The sequence below is a fragment of the Pseudoalteromonas sp. Cn5-37 genome, from assembly GCF_021532495.1.
Taxonomy (GTDB): Bacteria; Pseudomonadota; Gammaproteobacteria; order Enterobacterales; family Alteromonadaceae; genus Pseudoalteromonas; species Pseudoalteromonas simplex.
Map to the genome: position 1 here is coordinate 88,043 of NZ_JAKGBA010000006.1, position 16,699 is coordinate 104,741.

Here is a 16,699-nt window from a genome sequence, read left to right on the forward strand (position 1 = left end):
CGCGCATCACGAGTTGTTTGTGATGCGTTAATGCGAGGAATAAAACTGGAGAAACAATGAAGTATTATTACTTATTTTGGGGGGGTAACTATGACCTTTTGGCTTAGTGCTGGCATCATTTTTACCCTGTTAGCAATTGCGGTTATTTTATTTAAATGGGGTACGGTAAGGTGTGTTGGCGTCACACCGGTTAGAACGTTTACGTTCATTGCAATTTTATTTACATCGGGCCTAGATGTTGGCTTGATTATGTTTCCACTGACAGAGTTTGCAGGTTATGCAGACATAAAAGCAAGCCCAGAGTATGCGTTTGCCAATCCATTAGCCATCGAGTTTGGTTTTTGGGGCTTCTTGATCTGGGGATTTTATTTCCTTACGTGCTTTTATTTCTGCGTAATAGAGCCCAAAGTAAAATTTTTTGAAATTGCTTGGGTAAAACTAATAAATAACATAGTTATTATTGGTACATGCGCATTTACTGCATTTTTACTGCTGTCGAATTTACCTTGGTATTTGCCGTCGCTTGGTGATGGTGAGTCAATTATTCCGACATTCTACTTAATGGTGTTTGCAGCGATTTGTTTTGCTGTGTATTCGAGCACAGACATTAAGTATGTACGCTTTTTAAGTATTTCTACTACTTGGTTGTTTATCGCTTTAATCGCATTTATGTGGTTCGGTGCCTTTGTGGGTTCTGATGCACAAACATCAGCATTTGTTGATAATCTTGCGTTAATTGGCAGCTACTTTGGCAACATCAATGAGTTTGTATTACCACTAAATGATTACCATGCCTTCTACCTGTTTTGGTGGTTTGCTTGGAGCATTATGATTGGTCAATTTACTTCGCGCTTTGTGGGTGGTTTAAAAACTTACCAAGTGCTGGCAGCTATGTTGATTTTCCCGTCTATTCCAATCGCTATCTGGTTTAGTGTTTTGTATCAATACCATGAAGCGGGTATTGCAACAGCAGGCCTGAAAAACATCGCTATGGTGTTTGTTGGTGTGGTGTTTGTGATCAACTCACTTGATTCTTTGATCCGTTTATACACAGATAACCTAAACTTAACGGTGAAACGTTTAGGTAAATTTAATTATATTGCCTTAAATGTGGTGGCGCTTTCATTGTTAACCCTGCTGTTTAAGTTCGACTTTTTACAGATCCAATGGGTTGGTGCGCTCGTTATTGCATTATTTTTCGGCTGTGCTGCGTTTATTGGCTACAGCAAGTTAAAAACAGTGAAAAATATCGAAGGCTCACCAAAAGACAATAAATTAGATTACACAAAAATAGAAACAGTTAGCTAGGGGAAACCAACATGACAACAAGACAAACAGTATTAGCAGCAGCGTTGCCATTGGCATTACTATCGACATCAGCCATGGCTGACTTATCGACTACGGTTACATTGGCATCAGATTACACCTTCAATGGTGTAAGCCAGACTCAGAATGATCCTGCAATTCAAGGTAGTTTAGATTACGCCTTTGCCGATTCAGGCATGTATGTAGGTACTTGGGCTTCAAATGTAGATTTTGGTGAAGGTACTGACATTGAGTGGGATGCTTATTTTGGTAATTATGTTGAGATAAACGATGCCCTTAGTGTTGATTATGGTATTGCTTATTACTCTTACCATGGTGAAGATTACTCAAGCGACGGTAATTATTTTGAGACTTATGCAAAGTTTGGTTACACCAATAGTCTGGGTTTCACAGAACTTAACTTTTGGTACGCTTGGGATTATTTCGGTACCGATGCTGGGCATGTAATTTCTATGCTTGCGCATACCTTTGAAATTGCCCCAAATCATGCAATTCGTGCCAGTTTTGATGTATCTAACTCATTAGATGGCAATAAGTTTGCTTGGGATGGTAATGACAAGTCATACAACCATTATCGTTTAGCCTATCAAACAAGCTTTGCAGGTTTTGATTTTGAGCTTGCTGGCGAAAATACCAGCCTAGACTGGGATACCGCAGACGAGCGCATTGTCGCGTCTATTTCACGTAGCTTTGATTTATAAGTAGCGTTTTATTGTAAGGCTTTAAAATGAAACGGCTAACCAAGGTTAGCCGTTTTTTTATGCCTAGAATACTAGAGTATAAGAATTAAATCTCTTCGCCTTCGTGTTGCATCGCTAAATCATCAAGCTCTGCAAGGGTGTAATCAAAGCCACTATTATCGACTTCGTAACGTATTTTCACGCCATAACCACCTTGGCAAAGACTCGCAGTGACCTTAGCCACTGACCAATGCTTAAGCTTGTTTAAAAACCGATTGGCGGTTTGCTGTGAGTCAAAGCGATAACTGACTTGCGATTCCATCTCTTTTCTAGCCTAAAATTTTTTCGAGAGTGTATGAAATTGCTCTGTTTAAATCAATTGCTCATTGAAAAACGCCAATGTGCGTTGCCAAGAAAGCTCCGCCTGTTTTTCATCATACCGAGATGTAGAGTCGTTATGAAAACCATGATTTGCCTGTTCATACATATGCATAGTGTAAGGCACTTGATGTGCTTTTAAGTCGCTCTCGTATTCTGGCCACGTTGCATTAACGCGTTTATCAAATTCAGCTAAGTGTACAAGTAGCGGGGCTTTGATATTTTGTCTGAGTTCTTTAACGGCTGGAGTGCCGTAATAGGGCACGCCCGCATTGATTAGTTTGCTATCAACGGCTGCTAGGTAGTTAACCATATAACCACCAAAGCAAAAGCCTACCGCACCGAGTTTGCCATTACTATTTGGGTGTCTTTTTATGTATTCAGCTGCGGCAATAAAGTCTTGTTGGATTTTTTCTTTATCCATAGAGCGCTGCATTGCGCGACCTTCATCGTCATTACCAGGATAGCCACCAAGAGGGTGTAATGCATCTGGCGCAAAGGCAATAAATCCAGCTTTGGCAAGGCGGCGAGCAACATCTTTAATATAAGGGTTTAAGCCTCTGTTTTCGTGGATCACTAACACTAATGGGTGCTTGCCGGTTAAATTAGCGGGTTCTACTAAATAACCTTTACCTTCGCCGTGACCTTTAAACGAGTCAAAGGTTTTATAGCTGGCTTTGATATCAGGGTCATTAAAGGACACTTGCTCAGCTAATGCGTAGTTTGGCAGTAAAGCGCTACTTAGCATTGCCATTGAATAACCAAGGGCGACTAAGCCACCTAGCTTTTTCATAAAGGTACGGCGGTCCATTAAGCCATGGGCGTATTCATCGTACCAATCGAAAGCTTCTAGGGGAATGTGATTATGGCGTTGCTCAGTCATACTTATATCCTTTAAAAACGAGTTAGGTTTATAACTTTAGCTGAAATATCAGCGATTAACAGCCAGTTGCTTTGTTTGTATTACCATATCCATAAAGCGGCGCTGCCAAATGGCCTTAAAGGCTTTGTTAAATAGGTATAAAAATATTAGCGGCATTAATAACAGCTTTAAAATCAGTAGAGACAAGATATTCAAAAAGTCGATGAATAAGTCTTCGACGGCTGCCACCATGTTGCTAATGCCAGAGCTAACGGTGTCTATAATTTTACTCACTTGCGACGATTGGTCTTGATTGAGTGATGCATTTAAGTTTTCTAGTTGTTCGTTTAAGGCGTCTTTGTCTAGGTTTAGCTGTCTTTGTTGGTTCAGTACCGCATTAAACTGCGCTGTTAATTGCTGCTTTTTATCAAGTAATGGCTTGGCTTGTTCAAGCTCAGTAAAGGTCAGTCGCTCAGACAAGCTGCGAGTTGCTTGAATCGCTTCTATTTGGGTATCGACCTCTGTTAGCTTAACTTTGAGTTCTGTCGCTTGCTGGTGGTTCTTAATCTGCTGCTCATTTAATATAGAGAGCTTGTCGAAGATGGTTTGTTTTTCACTATCGACCTCGGCCTTTAGCTTGGCAGATAAGGCCGAGGTATTATTTGCACTGCTATTCACTGTCTCGACTTTCTCGCTCACCAGCTCACTTTGCTGGTTAATTTGCTCATCTAAGAATATCTGGCTGACGAGGCCTGTTGTCAGCACCACCGCAGGCACTAAAAAGCGAATTAAAATCAGGCTCGCCATAATCTTATGACGCAAGTTAGGTAAATAGTTACGCCATTCACAGATAAAGTAAGCGACGACCGAAACAGTAAAAACACCACTAAAAATAACCCCAGAAGAAATGGTGTATAAAATGCGCTGTAAAAATAACGAGCCTATTGCAAGGCGCATAGCATCCGACATGTATTCAGCTAGGTCATTTACTGGGTCGAGTAGTTGTGCAGGTTGAATACTGGCAATACCAATGCCCACTTCGGCTGATTGCAATAGCGATATAGCAGCATTAACTGTACGAGATGAAGCATACACTAGGGTTGATTGTATAAGGGCGCTGTCGATAAAGCGCATAATGAAATGGTTATAATGCTCTAGCCAACAAAGAAGTAGCAGTATTGTAAGAGATAAATACTTGATAATATGTTGTTTAGTTAGCATAACGCCCCCGACAGTTAGTACGCTTCTTCACGCTACACTATTCATAGCCGTTGAAGCAATCTAATAGGATTGAATTATTTTGCCGATTAACTGTCTATGAATTGCTATTCATCGCTTTAGAGGAAATATGAAAGAACCTGCATCAATTGGCCAGTGCTGTATTGAAGATTTAGATCCCGTGCAAGACTTAGGTCGCTTAGTCTCTTATTTACGTTCAAATCTGGTGACTCATCTTGATAATGCGTTAGAGGATAAAGAGCTAACCTCGGCTCAGTACATCGTGGTTGTGCTACTTGCACGCGGTAAAGTAAATACCTTGGCTGAGCTTTGTGAGCACATGGTGTATGACCGTGGTGCCATGAGTCGATTACTTTCTCGTTTAGAAGACAAGGGCTTAGTTGCTAAGAAGCAGTCAGTTGAAGATCGCCGTTCAACTCTTTTATGCCTCACAGAAAAAGGCCAACAGCTCTACCCGGAAATTTTACCCACTGTAAATGATATCTATCGCAAAGCACTCACAGGCTTCTCTGATGATGAGCAAGAGCAACTCGCAAGCTTACTGTTTAGAGCTATTCATAATTTAAAAGCATAAATTTCTCTAAGCGGTACATTGTCGCTGTAGATGCATTTTGATAATATAGTTGCCTAGGCATTTAATTTTAACAAGTCCGGGTTGTTATGTTTGAATCATCTTTGCTTGCGCAGCTTCACGCTCAATTTCCAGCTCATCAATTTAGCCCAGAAGGTTTGTCGGTTGTTCACACTGGCCGCTTTGCCAATGCCATTGTCTATCGTTATAAAGACGCGCAATTTGATCTAATTATTAAAGACTTTCAGCACAGCCCGTGGTGGGTGAGAAAAACCATCGCGCCGCTATTTATCAATCAAGAGTACAAGGGGCTGGCACGCCTGCAAGACGTAGACGGAGTGGTCGATAACTTTTGCCGTTTGTCCTCAATTGCCATTGCTTATGATTTTATTGAAGGCACGCCACTTCGCCAGCTTGCCTTGCAACAGCAGCATTTACCGAGTGATTTCTTTAAAGAGTTTGAGCGTTTGGTAGCAAAAATGCATCGCCGCGGGGTGGTGCATCTGGATTTACGTAATTTGGGAAATGTGATTTGTTCAAAAGATGGCAAGCCTTATATTATTGATTTTCAGTCAGCGATTCGCTTTGCACGCTTTCCGCGCTGGTTACAGCGTTTTATGCGTGGTGCCGATATGAGTGGGGTTTATAAAGCATGGCATAAGTTAGCCAAAGACTCGTTACCGCAAGCAAAGGCGGATTATTTGCATGACTTTAATCATGTGCGTAAGCGTTGGATTTTTAAAGGTTATCCGATTCAACGTGCCTATTTGTGGTGTAGCGGAGCAGTTACTCAGATTCTTAATTCTGAATTTGTTCGCAGTCTTTTAGATAGATTGTAAAAAGCGCGCTTGCACGCGCTTAGTGGGGAGAACTAGTATTTAGGCCAACCGTTTGCATCCCAATTCAGGGTGCTGATGAGCAATTTAGGGGTGCCATTGTCACCTGCATCATAGGCATGACGAACAATCACATCGGTATTTAAAATGTCTTGTCCCCCTGGACCTACCCATTGGCTATTACCCGCATCAAGAATGCTCCCGCCGCTAGCTAGCATGTCGGTGCCATTTTTATCTAGGTATGGGCCGCGAATGTCACTAGAGCGACCATATGCAATACGGTAAGTACTATTCGTGCCATCACAGCATTTGCCAACTGAAACAAACAAATAGTAATAGCCTTGGCGATACACTATGGTAGGCGCTTCGATGCCACCAGAGCGACTTGCTAAAGAGTAGATTTGACCAAATGGTTTCATGGTCATTGGGTTAATACGCGTTAGTTTAATACCCGAATTCCATGAACCAAAGGCAAGCCAAGGTGCACCATCTTTTGCCACCACAAGATCAGGGTCAATGGCGTTATAATTATTGCTATTGGTCGTGTTAATGACTAAACCATCATCACGCCAATCACCGGCTGCTACACTGCTTACTGATGTAAGGCCAATAGCGCTAACACGTGAACCAAAGGTCGAAATCGAATAATAAAGCCAGCTACGACCATTGTAGCTTTTTAATTCAGGCGCCCAGACATCAATTCCATCATGATCTGGCACATAGTTGCTCCACCAGCTTAAACCATTTGAGAAAATCGGTTGCGCATCATTCCAATCTACACCGTTACTTGAATATTTACCGTAGATACCAGGGCCTGTTTGAAAAACCCACCAAGTGCCATTTTCATAGCCAAGGGTAGGATCGTGGGTGACTAAATTACCAGTAAGTGGCCAGTGATCTGCTGCGCCATTGGTTGTGGATGGATCCCAAGGGGTTGATTCAACATTAGCAAGCTTGGTTAGCTGCCACTGCTGTGCATCGCTGCCGTTGTAGCTCCACTGGCTAATATTTGCGCCATCGTTGCCATCAAAAGCATAAAGGTCGAGTGCCTTACCACTGTGATCGTTAATGAAGCTGTAATAGCCGCTACCTTCATCATTAATTTGCCAGTGTTGGCTGGCAACATCAGCATACTCATATTGCACCACATTACCGCCATCGGCAGTCGAGAAGTCAAACACTTCGAGGGCTTTACCACTGTTTAAGTTAATAACCGAATAGTTGCTGCCACCTATGTTAGTGATTAACCAGCGCTGGGTGTCGTGATTAGTGTCAGCCCACTGACTAACATTCGCACCATCGTTGGTTTGCGCGCTGGCTACTTCAACAAATTTAGCACTGTACTTTGATTTAATGGTGTATACGCCATTATCAATCGCATAAGCATTGGGCAGTATGAGTGTTGCTGCCAAGCTGAGTGCAGCTAGGGCTTTTTTTGAAAGTATCATTGTGTCTCCAAATCATTGTTATTGAGCTTTCCTTGTGTGTTCTGCTCCTTGGATGAGTTTTGATCAACACCAATTAATTAAGAGTAATGGTGCAAATGAAAACTATTTATAATACTTTATTATATTATTACTTTTGTAAAGGTGAACGGTAAAAATAATTAACAAAAATTTTACCTTCAACTGTTTTGGAAGGGACTTTAGTGTTTAGCTGAGATACAAAAAAGCCACTCAGTGAGTGGCTTTTCGGATGTTATTGAGTAATAAACTGGCTGGGAATATCCCATTTGAGGGTATGCAGTTGGCCTTGCCAAGTTTGTATTGTGATCCACAGTTTATCATCTGCTGATATGGTTTTAGGAGCTATCGCATGGGCGTGCTGACCATGATTGGTGCCATGCATTATGCCTTCTTCATCTTTAGCAAACTCCGTTAGTGCTAAAGGCGCTTGGCCAATATTTAAATACGCCTGACGAACATTGCTTATGTCACCTTGATTAAAGGCGATAAAGAAATCCTTCACATACTCATTGTGGTGTGAGTACGGGGCATCTTCATTTAGCGGCATCGGGGCGATTTTAAATTCGCCCGCTTGTTGCTCTTGCCAAAGTGCAGGAAACTGAGGGTTTAATGACTGATAAATAAACCATACAGGTAAAGCCAGTACCACAGCATGTAAAACATACTTTTTACGTTGCCACCAAGTTGCTTGTAAACGAGCCATTAGTTTGCCTCCTGAACGTTATTCACTGGCGCTGATTGGCGCGCTTTTACAGGTTTGTTATTTACTAATTTTGCGGCGTACATCATAAAACCAGTGATCGACATACCACTTAAAATCAAACCAAAGATAAACCAAATAACCTTTGTCCACAGACCGCCAATATTACCGTAATGCAGCGGATCGGCGATATGCGAAAGGGTGAGTAATCCCGACATGGTTTCTGGGCTTTTACTTGCTGCAATTTCACCCGTCCAAGGATTGATTGAAGTTGAGTAAGCGTAGTTATCGTAGAAAATAGTATCGCCACTGCCCATGATATTAAACATGCCGCGGTTATGCTCTGGCAGCATCACATAACTAGGTTTGAAATCTGGGAATTTCTCTTTGGTAATAGCCAGTGCCGCTTTTAAATCGGTTGGCGGTGTTTGTTTATTCGCAGGCAAAGTTGAAACCGCCACGAGCGGTGCATGCTCTTCTATGTCTATTTCGTTATGCCACATGATGGCTTGCACTAAATACCACAGGCCTGTGAGTGCCATTACTGCCATAAACCAAATTGACCAAACGCCACTTAGGGTATGTAAATCTTTTAGGAAGGTTTTTTTGCCTTGGTTAAAACGTAGTTTTGGCTGACTAAATGCACGCCAAAAGTTTTTATAAATCACTAAGCCTGTTACTAGTGCACCTAAAATAACAAAAGCCATGGCGCTGACAAGATAGTAACCTACGCTGTAACCCTCTTGCCAAGGGAAGAATAGCCAGCCGTGCAGGGTACGCATAAATTCAATGAATGAGATAGTGTCATTAACCGCTTGTACTTCGCCAGTGTATTGATTGACGTAAGCCACAGCGTAAGGTTTGTCGGTATCAGTGAAAATAACCGCATTTACCAAGTAAGGCTCATAATTGAGTACACTCATTACATCGGCAGTCGGGTAGGCTTTTTCAACGCTATTAATAACTTGATCAACACCAAGTGCTGGTAAATCATTTGGGTTGTTTGCACGTGCTTCACTGTTGGTCAGCCAAGTAAGCTCATGGCTTATCACAGATACAGTGCCTGTGACGCAAATAAAGCAAAATAGCACCCATACTGGGAGCGAAAACCAACCATGTAGTTGGAACCAAAGACGTTTACTCATGGTAAAAATAGCCCGACGTTAATTGATGATAGTAATTGTTATCATTTAAATTGTACTACAATCTTTTGAGTAAACACAATCTCTGTCGACGAGCTGCAAAAAAGGCGCTTTAAGCGCCTTTATCATTAGTTTGGTTGAGGGTAACAATTCGTTGTGGGAAAGGTATTTCGATATCCGCCTCTTGAATTACTTTAAATACATTGCGGTTCACCGCTAATTTGGTCTCAATAATCTTGGTGGTTGGCACCCAAAAGCGATAGCTCAAGGTAACACCGCTCTCAGCAAAACGCTCAATACCGACTTGTGCATGAGGAGAGTCACTAACTAGCTCATGATCGTTTAGCACCTTTTCGATAAGCTCAATAGCAAGGTCTGCATTGGCATCATAAGCGATGTCTATTTCACCTTTAACTAACGAATAGCTAAACGAGTTATGTATAATTTCGCCAACAATATGTTTGTTAGGAATGGTGATTTCGACTTTTTCTTCGTTAATCAGAATAGTGTGACCAAGTTCAATGGTTTTAACTTGCCCACTGACGCCTTTTACTTCGATGGTATCGCCAACAACAAATGGCCTTGTTGCAATGATAGCAAGGCCCGCACCGTAGTTTGAAAGCATGCCTTGCATTGCTAAACCAGCACCTAAAGATGCGGCACCAATGGCAGCGACAAATGGGGTCACGCTAATGCCAATTTTGCCAAGGGCAATAACTAAGAACATAATGATCAGCAATACTTTGATGACATTGCTGACAAAGTTGGTGAGGGTAATATCGATATTGTGACGCTGCATGAGGCCAGCAACCATGTTCGATACTTTTTGCGCAATCCATAAACCAATAAATAGAATTAAGATAGCACCTAAAATTTGCATACTGTAGGTGACCAAATATTCCATAATCAGATTGTAGTATTTTTCGACTTGCTGAATTTCTGAGTCAATCATGTGTTTTCCTAACAAGGTTACTGCGAATTCTGACTATACCAGAACATGCTGAATAACAGGATAGAGTATCGGCACTATTATCGCGCTGAGAAGCGCACTTAATGCCATCGCCACAGAGGCAAAGGCACCGGCTTTTGGCTGATCACTAATCAGTGATGCTGTGCCAATGGCATGGCAAGCAGTACCAATAGCAACACCTTTTGCTTGGGCATTGCGAATATTTATCAGCGAGAAAATCAAATTACCAAATATTGCCCCAAGTACGCCAATAAAAATCACCATGGCTGCCGCTAAAGAAGGTATGCCGCCTAGCGACTCTGTTACTAACAAGGTGATGGGGGTTGTTACAGATAAACTTGCTAAAGATGCGCTTAACTGTGCTGGGGCTGCAAAAAAATAACAAATAAGCGACGCGACAAAGGTGGCATTGATCACCCCTAAACTACAACTTATAAGAATTAGCAGCAGGTTCTTTTTGACATGGATAAATTGCTGATAAAGCGGTAAAGCCAATGCCACAATGGCAGGCTCAAGCAACCAGCTTAGAACTTTACTGTGCTCGGCAAAAGGCTCATAGGGGAGCTTCAGTGCCACTAACAACGCTGCAATTAATACAATTGCCCAGCACACAGGGTTACTAAGCGCTTTAGCAGTGGCATGCTGGGTTTTCGCGTTTAAAAATCGCAGCACTAAGAAAAGTACAATAATAAGCGGGACGCTGAGCCACCATAAACTAACTGTCATTTTCACGGCCCTTAAAATAGGCGATAACAGCGCCTATGATTAAAACACTACTCAGCGGCACGACTATAAAAATAGTCAGTAATAAAGGCCAGTTCTGTGAAATTAAACCCAGATGTTCAATAATACCAACCCCTGCAGGGATGAAAAACAACGGCATGTAATTAAGTAAAGGGCTGGCTGTTGGTTTTAAATGCTGTTCTTTAACGAGGCCTGTTAACAGTAGCACGAGCAGTAACACCATACCGAGTAATGGAGCAGGGAATGAGCTTTCAAGCAAAGCCGTTAAAAACTTTGCAACGGCTAAGCAAGTAAGAATAATAACGCTACTGATAAGGTATTTCATAAGTCAGGATAATTGCGAATAAAGTACAACTACATCATACCCTTGTCAGTTGTACTATGCGACTTTAGCTTACCATGATTTGGCATTATTAAACTTGATATCCTCTGCGCCTTTCGCTTTTGCAATCGCTTTTTTAGTATTTGGATTCATCAGTAAGCGAATTTGACTCCAGGTTTCTTTAGCGAGAATCTTGCGCTGCTGTGAGCGAAAGCTTTGCTGTGTGATTCGTTTAATTGCAGCAAGGGTATCTGGCGAGCGCGCCATGAGGGTTTCTAGTACAGCATCGGTTTGTTTATCAACGTCATCAGTAAGTTGTGTAACTAAGCCATATTCTTTAGCGTCTTCAGCTGAGACAGGACCTGCATGACTTGCCAACCAAAGTGCTTGGTCACGCTTCATTAAACCTGCAAGCACCACGTTAGCCCCCATATCAGGGCATAAGCCCCACCGGGCTTCCATGATCGCTAATTTAGCGTTTTTATCGACGATGCGATAATCAGCGCCGAGTGCGATTTGCATACCGCCACCAAAGCAGTGTCCGGTTACTTTTGCTATCACCGGAATACTTAAGTCTTGCCAACCTAGCACCACTTTTTGCGCTAGATTTTGGTTTCCTGGTAACCATTTGAATAAAAGCTTGATGATATTGCTTGGCTTTTTCATCACTGCAGCAACATCCAGTCCAGAGCAAAAGTGCTCACCTTCTCCAGAGATAACCACCGCACGCAAGCTGCGATCACGTTTAATTTCTTTGATTACGTTTGAAAGCTCAACGAACATAGCAAAACTGAGTGCATTTTGTTTCTCGGGACGAGCAAGGCTAACCCATGCGACTTGTTGTTTTATTTCTAGTTTTATCATGGTGACTCCTCTGACCTGTTTGTTAGAGCTTACGAGTTAATTACATCTAAGTAAAGAATTGCTGATGTGTCGCAAGTAATCATTATATTTTCCAAAAATGGGTAACCTTGTCATATATTTAGTTACAAATTGGTGTATATTTTTAAAACAAAGGTGCTAGTTCGCAGCTAGCTTTGTTTTGTGATTAGTTAGATACTTTCGCAAAATCTCATGACACGACTAGACTTAGTTTTAAGTCGCGCTACTAGGAGTAAATATATGCTGATGGGCAAAACAGCTCGCATAACTAAACAATCATCTCGTTCTTTGGCTTTTGCTGCAATTTCTGTCGCATTAACAACCACATTAGTTGGCTGTTCAGATGATAAAGCACAACAACAAACTACGCCGCCACCGGCCGTATCAGTATTTAATGTCGTCACACAGGAAGTTGGTAATTACCGAGAGTTTGTCGCGCGTACTGAAGCATTCCAAGAGGTTGCGATTAGAGCCCGAGTTGAGGGTGAACTCATTGAACGCCACTTTAATGAAGGCTCATCGGTTGAGAAAGATCAGCTTTTATTACGTATTGACCCATCTGAGTATCGCTCAACTGTTGCAGAAGTTGAAGCTGATTTAAAAAGTAAAATTGCCGCAGCGGGCGCCGCTGAAAGAGATTTAAAACGTGGTAAAGATGTGGCTGCGCAAGGTTTTATTTCGCAATCAGATCTCGATAAACTCACCACGAATTTTGAACAGGCTACAGCAGCTGTAAAAGCCGCGGAAGCTGAGCTTGAAAAAGCAAAACTTAATTTAAGCTATACTGAGATACGTGCACCGTTTGCAGGGCGCATCGGTAAAGTGAACTATGATGTGGGTAATATTGTTGGGCCATCATCCAATGAGCTTGCAGAGCTGACCGATGTTGACCCAATTTATGTAAGTTTTCAGGTTGAAGAAGCTGACTACATCTCTTATCGCCAAAATAATCAAGCACCTTCAGATAAAGACCCTCGTGATGTGCCTATCGACTTAACTTTGCGTTTACCAAACAACTCAACTTTTGCTGATAAAGGCGAACTTGATTTTGCAGATACCAAAATTAACCGCAATACAGGCACGGTTGAACTAAGAGCCGCTTTTGATAACCCTGATGGCATCGTTATGCCGGGTCTATTCGTCACTTTAATCGTTGAAAGTACGAATAAACAAGACTTGGCACTCATTCCTCAAGTTGCAGTGCAAGAAAACCAGCAAGGTAAGTTTGTGCTCGTTGTTGATGACGAAAACAAAGTGGCTATGCGGATTGTTAAGCTGGGTCGTCGTATTAATGCAATGTGGGTGGTTGAGTCTGGTTTAAAGGCGGGTGAAAAAGTCATTATTGAAGGTTTACAAAAGGTACGCCAAGGCGCTGAAGTGAAAGCTGTTGAAAAAAATGTCGATGAAACAACCGGCACTATTTCTAGCAAAGCTAACTCTTAGGAGTGAGATATGATCAGTAAAACCTTTATATCTCGCCCAAAATTTGCCTTGGTAATTTCGATTGTTATTACCATTGCGGGTTTAATTTCAATGGCTTTGCTGCCAGTGAATATGTACCCGCAAATAACCCCTCCGCAAGTACAAATTAGTGCCAATTACCCGGGTGCAAGTGCGCAAATTGTTGAAGAGTCGGTGATCCGGCCCATAGAAGAGCAAGTTAATGGCGTTGAAGATATGATGTATATCGAATCAACATCGTCGAATAACGGCACGGCCAACATAACTGTTTACTTTAAAGTCGGTACAGACACAGATATAGCCCAAGTTAACGTACAAAACCGTGTGGCCCTTGCCGAAGCAGGGTTACCTGAAGAAGTTAAACGCCAAGGTGTATCGGTTAAGAAAAAGTCGAGTTCGATGCTTCTCGGTATCAACCTGTACTCTAATCAAGAAAATATCGACGCTATTTTCTTAAGTAACTATGCAACCAATTACTTAACCGAGCCACTTGGCCGTATTAATGGGGTTGCCTCTGCTGAAGTAATGGGGGAGCAAACCTATTCAATGCGCTTGTGGTTACGCCCAGATCGAATGGCATCATTAGGTTTAACTGTGTCAGAAGTTCAAGCGGCACTGCAAGAGCAAAATACCATCGTAGCCGCGGGTAAGCTGGGTGCTGCACCCTCAGCACCGAGTCAGCAATTTGAGTATTCGATTCAGGCTAAAGGGCGCTTAAAAACCCCTGAAGAGTTTGGCCAAACCATTATCCGCTCGAGCAAAGATGGTAACTTTGTGCGCTTGAATGATATTGCCCGTATTGAATTAGGTGCAGCAAGCTACAGCACAACAGCAAAGTTAAACCAGCAAGACACTGCATTCATCGTTATTTATCAGCTAACAGAAGCGAATGCGACGCAAGTAGCTGCTGATGTAAAAGCCCGTATGGCAGAGCTTGCTAAACAGCTACCTGATGGTGTTGAGTACTCGATTCCTTATGACACCACAGAGTTCATCAATCGCTCGATTGATGAAGTGGTTGTCACCCTTGTCCAAGCGGTTGGCTTGGTTATTTTAGTGGTATTTTTATTCTTACAAAATTGGCGCGCTACGCTCATTCCAACGGTGGCTATTCCGGTATCTTTGGTGGGGACTTTCGCGTTTATGATGATGATGGATTACTCCATCAACTTAATCACCTTGTTTGGTTTAGTACTTGCAATCGGTATTGTGGTCGATGATGCCATTATCGTTATTGAAAACGTTGAGCGAATACTAAAAGAAGAAAAGCTGCCAATTAAAGAAGCGGTTACCAAAGCGATGGAGCAGGTATCGGGGCCAATCGTGGCAACGACCTTAGTTTTGCTTGCGGTGTTTGTGCCAGTAGGCTTTATGCCGGGAATAACTGGGGAGCTATATAAACAGTTCTCGGTGACGATTTCATTTGCGGTACTCATTTCTTCTTTAAACGCACTGACATTAAGCCCTGCATTGTGTGCTTTATTGTTAAATGAAAAAGCCATGAAGCCGATTAAGTGGTTAGCCCCATTCGAAAATATCATTACTCGTTCGACCAATGGCTACAGTAAAGTTATTAACTTTATCCTCAAACGTACCGCGAGAATGGCATTGTTTGCGGTGGTTATTTTTGCGGCTGCAGGTTGGCTAGTAAAAACAGTGCCTACAGGCTTTGTACCAGCAGAAGACCAAGGCTTTCTTTTTGTTGATGTGCAATTACCAGATGCGGCAGCTAGCGGTCGTACCCAAGATGTAATGCATAAGCTGGGCGAGATTGTAAAAAATGAACCAGCGGCAACTGACTTTATTGCGGTTTCTGGCTTTTCATTACTCGGTGGTGCGGGTTCTAATAATGCGCTTGGTATTGTGGTACTCAAGGATTGGGAAGAGCGTACCAGCCCAGAGCTTGGCTTACGTGCAGTACTAACGCGCCTGATGGGGCAGTTCTGGGCGATGCCAGATGCGCAAATCATGGCCTTTAATCCGCCTTCAATACCTGGACTTGGCACAAGCGCAGGCTTTGAGTTTAGGTTACAAGACAGTGAAGGACGCGAGCCTGCTGAACTTGCACAAGTGTTAAATGGCTTAATTTATGAAGCGAACCAGCGTCCAGAGCTGTCAAATGTTTACAGTACATTTAGAGCAAATGTGCCACAGTATTTCCTTGAAATTGACCGTAATAAGGCAAAAGCTCAAGGGGTGGCGCTTAGCGATATTTTCTTAACCTTGCAGGCGCAACTTGGCTCGTTATACATAAATGACTTTAACCAATTTAGCCGTACTTACCGCGTTATCATGCAGGCGGAAAGCCGTTTTCGTCAAAACCCAGCAGACTTACAGTACTACTATGTACGTAATGATGAGGGAGCAATGGTGCCGCTCACTACATTGGCTAAGCTGGAGCCAATTTTAGGCCCTACAAGCTTAACGCACTTTAACTTATATCGTAGTGCAAGCATTAGCGGACAACCTGCAGCGGGTTATGCCAGTGGTGATGCCATTAAAGCAATGCAAGAGCTAGCTGAGCAATTACCTACAGGCTATGTGTATGAGTGGGCTGGGCAGTCTAAACAAGAGATTGAAGCGGGTAATATGGCGCCAATCTTATTTGGCTTAGCGGTGGTATTTGTGTATCTATTCTTGGTTGCGCAATACGAAAGCTGGACAATTCCGTTTTCGGTCATTGCAGCGGTACCGTTGGCGTTATTTGGTGCCATGCTTGCGCTGTATGTGATTGGTATGGAAAACAACATCTATGCGCAGGTTGGTTTAGTGCTACTGATTGGCCTATCCACCAAAACCGCTATTTTGATTGTTGAATTTGCTATGGAAGAGCGTGCGGCAGGTAAAGGTATTTTTGAAGCGGCTCTTAATGCGGCAAGATTACGCTTTAGGGCCGTATTGATGACGGCATTGTCGTTTGTACTTGGCGTATTACCGCTGGTGTTTGCAAGTGGCGCAGGGGCTGGCAGTCGAATATCGCTCGGTATTACCGTGTTATTCGGGATGTTAGCTGCAACCATTTTTGGCACCTTACTTGTTCCGCTATTTTATACGCTCGTGCAATCAATGCGCGAAAAGATAAAAGGCACAGCAAGTGCGGAGTAAAATCTGTTATTAATT

At 42.5% G+C, this 16,699-nt stretch carries 16 protein-coding genes; 6 read left to right on the forward strand and 10 right to left on the reverse strand.

Annotation, left to right across the window (positions count from 1 at the left end; translation table 11 throughout):
• Positions 1-90: 90 nt before the first annotated feature.
• Positions 91-1,308 carry a choline transporter gene (locus L1266_RS10295; RefSeq protein ID WP_054554310.1) on the forward strand — a complete coding sequence of 406 codons (1,218 nt, stop codon included), beginning with the start codon at positions 91-93 and terminating at the stop codon, positions 1,306-1,308.
• An 11-nt stretch (positions 1,309-1,319) separates the two neighbouring features.
• Positions 1,320-2,027, forward strand: a complete 708-nt coding sequence (locus L1266_RS10300; RefSeq protein ID WP_138600250.1) for a TorF family putative porin — start codon at positions 1,320-1,322, stop codon at positions 2,025-2,027.
• A gap of 85 nt (positions 2,028-2,112) precedes the next feature.
• On the opposite strand, the gene L1266_RS10305 is transcribed toward L1266_RS10300, so the two are convergent.
• Genes L1266_RS10305 through L1266_RS10315 form a run of 3 tightly spaced genes read right to left on the reverse strand, consistent with a single transcriptional unit; the run spans position 2,113 to position 4,467 of the window.
• Positions 2,113-2,328 (reverse strand): hypothetical protein, encoded by a 216-nt coding sequence (locus L1266_RS10305; protein ID WP_054554312.1) that lies wholly within the window; start codon positions 2,326-2,328, stop codon positions 2,113-2,115.
• Between the two features lie 48 nt (positions 2,329-2,376).
• Positions 2,377-3,267, reverse strand: a complete 891-nt coding sequence (locus L1266_RS10310) for a dienelactone hydrolase family protein (RefSeq protein WP_235377478.1) — start codon at positions 3,265-3,267, stop codon at positions 2,377-2,379.
• A gap of 48 nt (positions 3,268-3,315) precedes the next feature.
• Entirely contained in the window at positions 3,316-4,467 is a 1,152-nt protein-coding gene (locus tag L1266_RS10315; RefSeq protein WP_235377479.1) for a hypothetical protein, read from the reverse strand.
• Between the two features lie 127 nt (positions 4,468-4,594).
• Between L1266_RS10315 and L1266_RS10320 the strand changes: the two genes are divergently transcribed.
• Both L1266_RS10320 and L1266_RS10325 read left to right on the forward strand, forming a co-directional pair.
• Positions 4,595-5,059, forward strand: a complete 465-nt coding sequence (locus L1266_RS10320) for a MarR family winged helix-turn-helix transcriptional regulator (RefSeq protein ID WP_235377480.1) — start codon at positions 4,595-4,597, stop codon at positions 5,057-5,059.
• Between the two features lie 86 nt (positions 5,060-5,145).
• On the forward strand, positions 5,146-5,895 hold the full coding sequence (locus L1266_RS10325) for an RIO1 family regulatory kinase/ATPase domain-containing protein (protein ID WP_235377481.1): 750 nt from the start codon (positions 5,146-5,148) through the stop codon (positions 5,893-5,895).
• 32 nt (positions 5,896-5,927) lie between these two features.
• Here the strand turns inward: L1266_RS10325 and L1266_RS22395 are convergent, their stop codons facing one another.
• From L1266_RS22395 to L1266_RS10365, 7 genes are all read right to left on the reverse strand, one after another.
• A complete protein-coding gene (locus tag L1266_RS22395; RefSeq protein WP_328260171.1) occupies positions 5,928-7,340 on the reverse strand; it encodes a family 43 glycosylhydrolase in 1,413 nt (470 codons plus the stop codon).
• Positions 7,341-7,590: 250 nt separating this feature from the next.
• The gene (locus L1266_RS10340) at positions 7,591-8,061 is read right to left on the reverse strand and encodes a hypothetical protein (protein WP_054554318.1); all 471 of its coding nucleotides are present in this window, start codon (positions 8,059-8,061) and stop codon (positions 7,591-7,593) included.
• Positions 8,061-9,212, reverse strand: coding sequence for a PepSY-associated TM helix domain-containing protein (locus L1266_RS10345; RefSeq protein WP_138619389.1), 1,152 nt, complete (start codon positions 9,210-9,212; stop codon positions 8,061-8,063). The genes L1266_RS10340 and L1266_RS10345 overlap by 1 nt, the downstream gene beginning before the upstream one ends.
• Positions 9,213-9,312: 100 nt before the next feature.
• Positions 9,313-10,152, reverse strand: a complete 840-nt coding sequence (locus tag L1266_RS10350; protein WP_054554320.1) for a mechanosensitive ion channel family protein — start codon at positions 10,150-10,152, stop codon at positions 9,313-9,315.
• A gap of 33 nt (positions 10,153-10,185) precedes the next feature.
• Positions 10,186-10,896 carry an LrgB family protein gene (locus tag L1266_RS10355; protein ID WP_199530097.1) on the reverse strand — a complete coding sequence of 237 codons (711 nt, stop codon included), beginning with the start codon at positions 10,894-10,896 and terminating at the stop codon, positions 10,186-10,188.
• Positions 10,886-11,239 (reverse strand): CidA/LrgA family protein, encoded by a 354-nt coding sequence (locus tag L1266_RS10360; protein WP_138619385.1) that lies wholly within the window; start codon positions 11,237-11,239, stop codon positions 10,886-10,888. The genes L1266_RS10355 and L1266_RS10360 overlap by 11 nt, the downstream gene beginning before the upstream one ends.
• 69 nt (positions 11,240-11,308) lie before the next feature.
• A complete protein-coding gene (locus L1266_RS10365) occupies positions 11,309-12,100 on the reverse strand; it encodes a crotonase/enoyl-CoA hydratase family protein (protein WP_054554323.1) in 792 nt (263 codons plus the stop codon).
• 258 nt (positions 12,101-12,358) lie between these two features.
• Between L1266_RS10365 and L1266_RS10370 the strand changes: the two genes are divergently transcribed.
• Positions 12,359-13,561, forward strand: a complete 1,203-nt coding sequence (locus tag L1266_RS10370) for an efflux RND transporter periplasmic adaptor subunit (RefSeq protein WP_235377482.1) — start codon at positions 12,359-12,361, stop codon at positions 13,559-13,561.
• 9 nt (positions 13,562-13,570) lie between these two features.
• On the forward strand, positions 13,571-16,684 hold the full coding sequence (locus L1266_RS10375) for an efflux RND transporter permease subunit (RefSeq protein WP_054554324.1): 3,114 nt from the start codon (positions 13,571-13,573) through the stop codon (positions 16,682-16,684).
• The last annotated feature ends 15 nt before the right edge of the window (positions 16,685-16,699 follow it).

Coding starts and splice junctions, on each gene's coding strand:
- L1266_RS10355 (WP_199530097.1), bottom strand. CDS start 10,896: ATGACAGTTAGTTTATGGTGGCTCAGCGTCCCGCTTATTATTGTACTT.
- L1266_RS10370 (WP_235377482.1), top strand. CDS start 12,359: ATGCTGATGGGCAAAACAGCTCGCATAACTAAACAATCATCTCGTTCT.
- L1266_RS10375 (WP_054554324.1), top strand. CDS start 13,571: ATGATCAGTAAAACCTTTATATCTCGCCCAAAATTTGCCTTGGTAATT.
- L1266_RS10310 (WP_235377478.1), bottom strand. CDS start 3,267: ATGACTGAGCAACGCCATAATCACATTCCCCTAGAAGCTTTCGATTGG.
- L1266_RS10305 (WP_054554312.1), bottom strand. CDS start 2,328: ATGGAATCGCAAGTCAGTTATCGCTTTGACTCACAGCAAACCGCCAAT.
- L1266_RS10340 (WP_054554318.1), bottom strand. CDS start 8,061: ATGGCTCGTTTACAAGCAACTTGGTGGCAACGTAAAAAGTATGTTTTA.
- L1266_RS10315 (WP_235377479.1), bottom strand. CDS start 4,467: ATGCTAACTAAACAACATATTATCAAGTATTTATCTCTTACAATACTG.
- L1266_RS10325 (WP_235377481.1), top strand. CDS start 5,146: ATGTTTGAATCATCTTTGCTTGCGCAGCTTCACGCTCAATTTCCAGCT.
- L1266_RS10295 (WP_054554310.1), top strand. CDS start 91: ATGACCTTTTGGCTTAGTGCTGGCATCATTTTTACCCTGTTAGCAATT.
- L1266_RS10360 (WP_138619385.1), bottom strand. CDS start 11,239: ATGAAATACCTTATCAGTAGCGTTATTATTCTTACTTGCTTAGCCGTT.
- L1266_RS22395 (WP_328260171.1), bottom strand. CDS start 7,340: ATGATACTTTCAAAAAAAGCCCTAGCTGCACTCAGCTTGGCAGCAACA.
- L1266_RS10365 (WP_054554323.1), bottom strand. CDS start 12,100: ATGATAAAACTAGAAATAAAACAACAAGTCGCATGGGTTAGCCTTGCT.
- L1266_RS10300 (WP_138600250.1), top strand. CDS start 1,320: ATGACAACAAGACAAACAGTATTAGCAGCAGCGTTGCCATTGGCATTA.
- L1266_RS10350 (WP_054554320.1), bottom strand. CDS start 10,152: ATGATTGACTCAGAAATTCAGCAAGTCGAAAAATACTACAATCTGATT.
- L1266_RS10320 (WP_235377480.1), top strand. CDS start 4,595: ATGAAAGAACCTGCATCAATTGGCCAGTGCTGTATTGAAGATTTAGAT.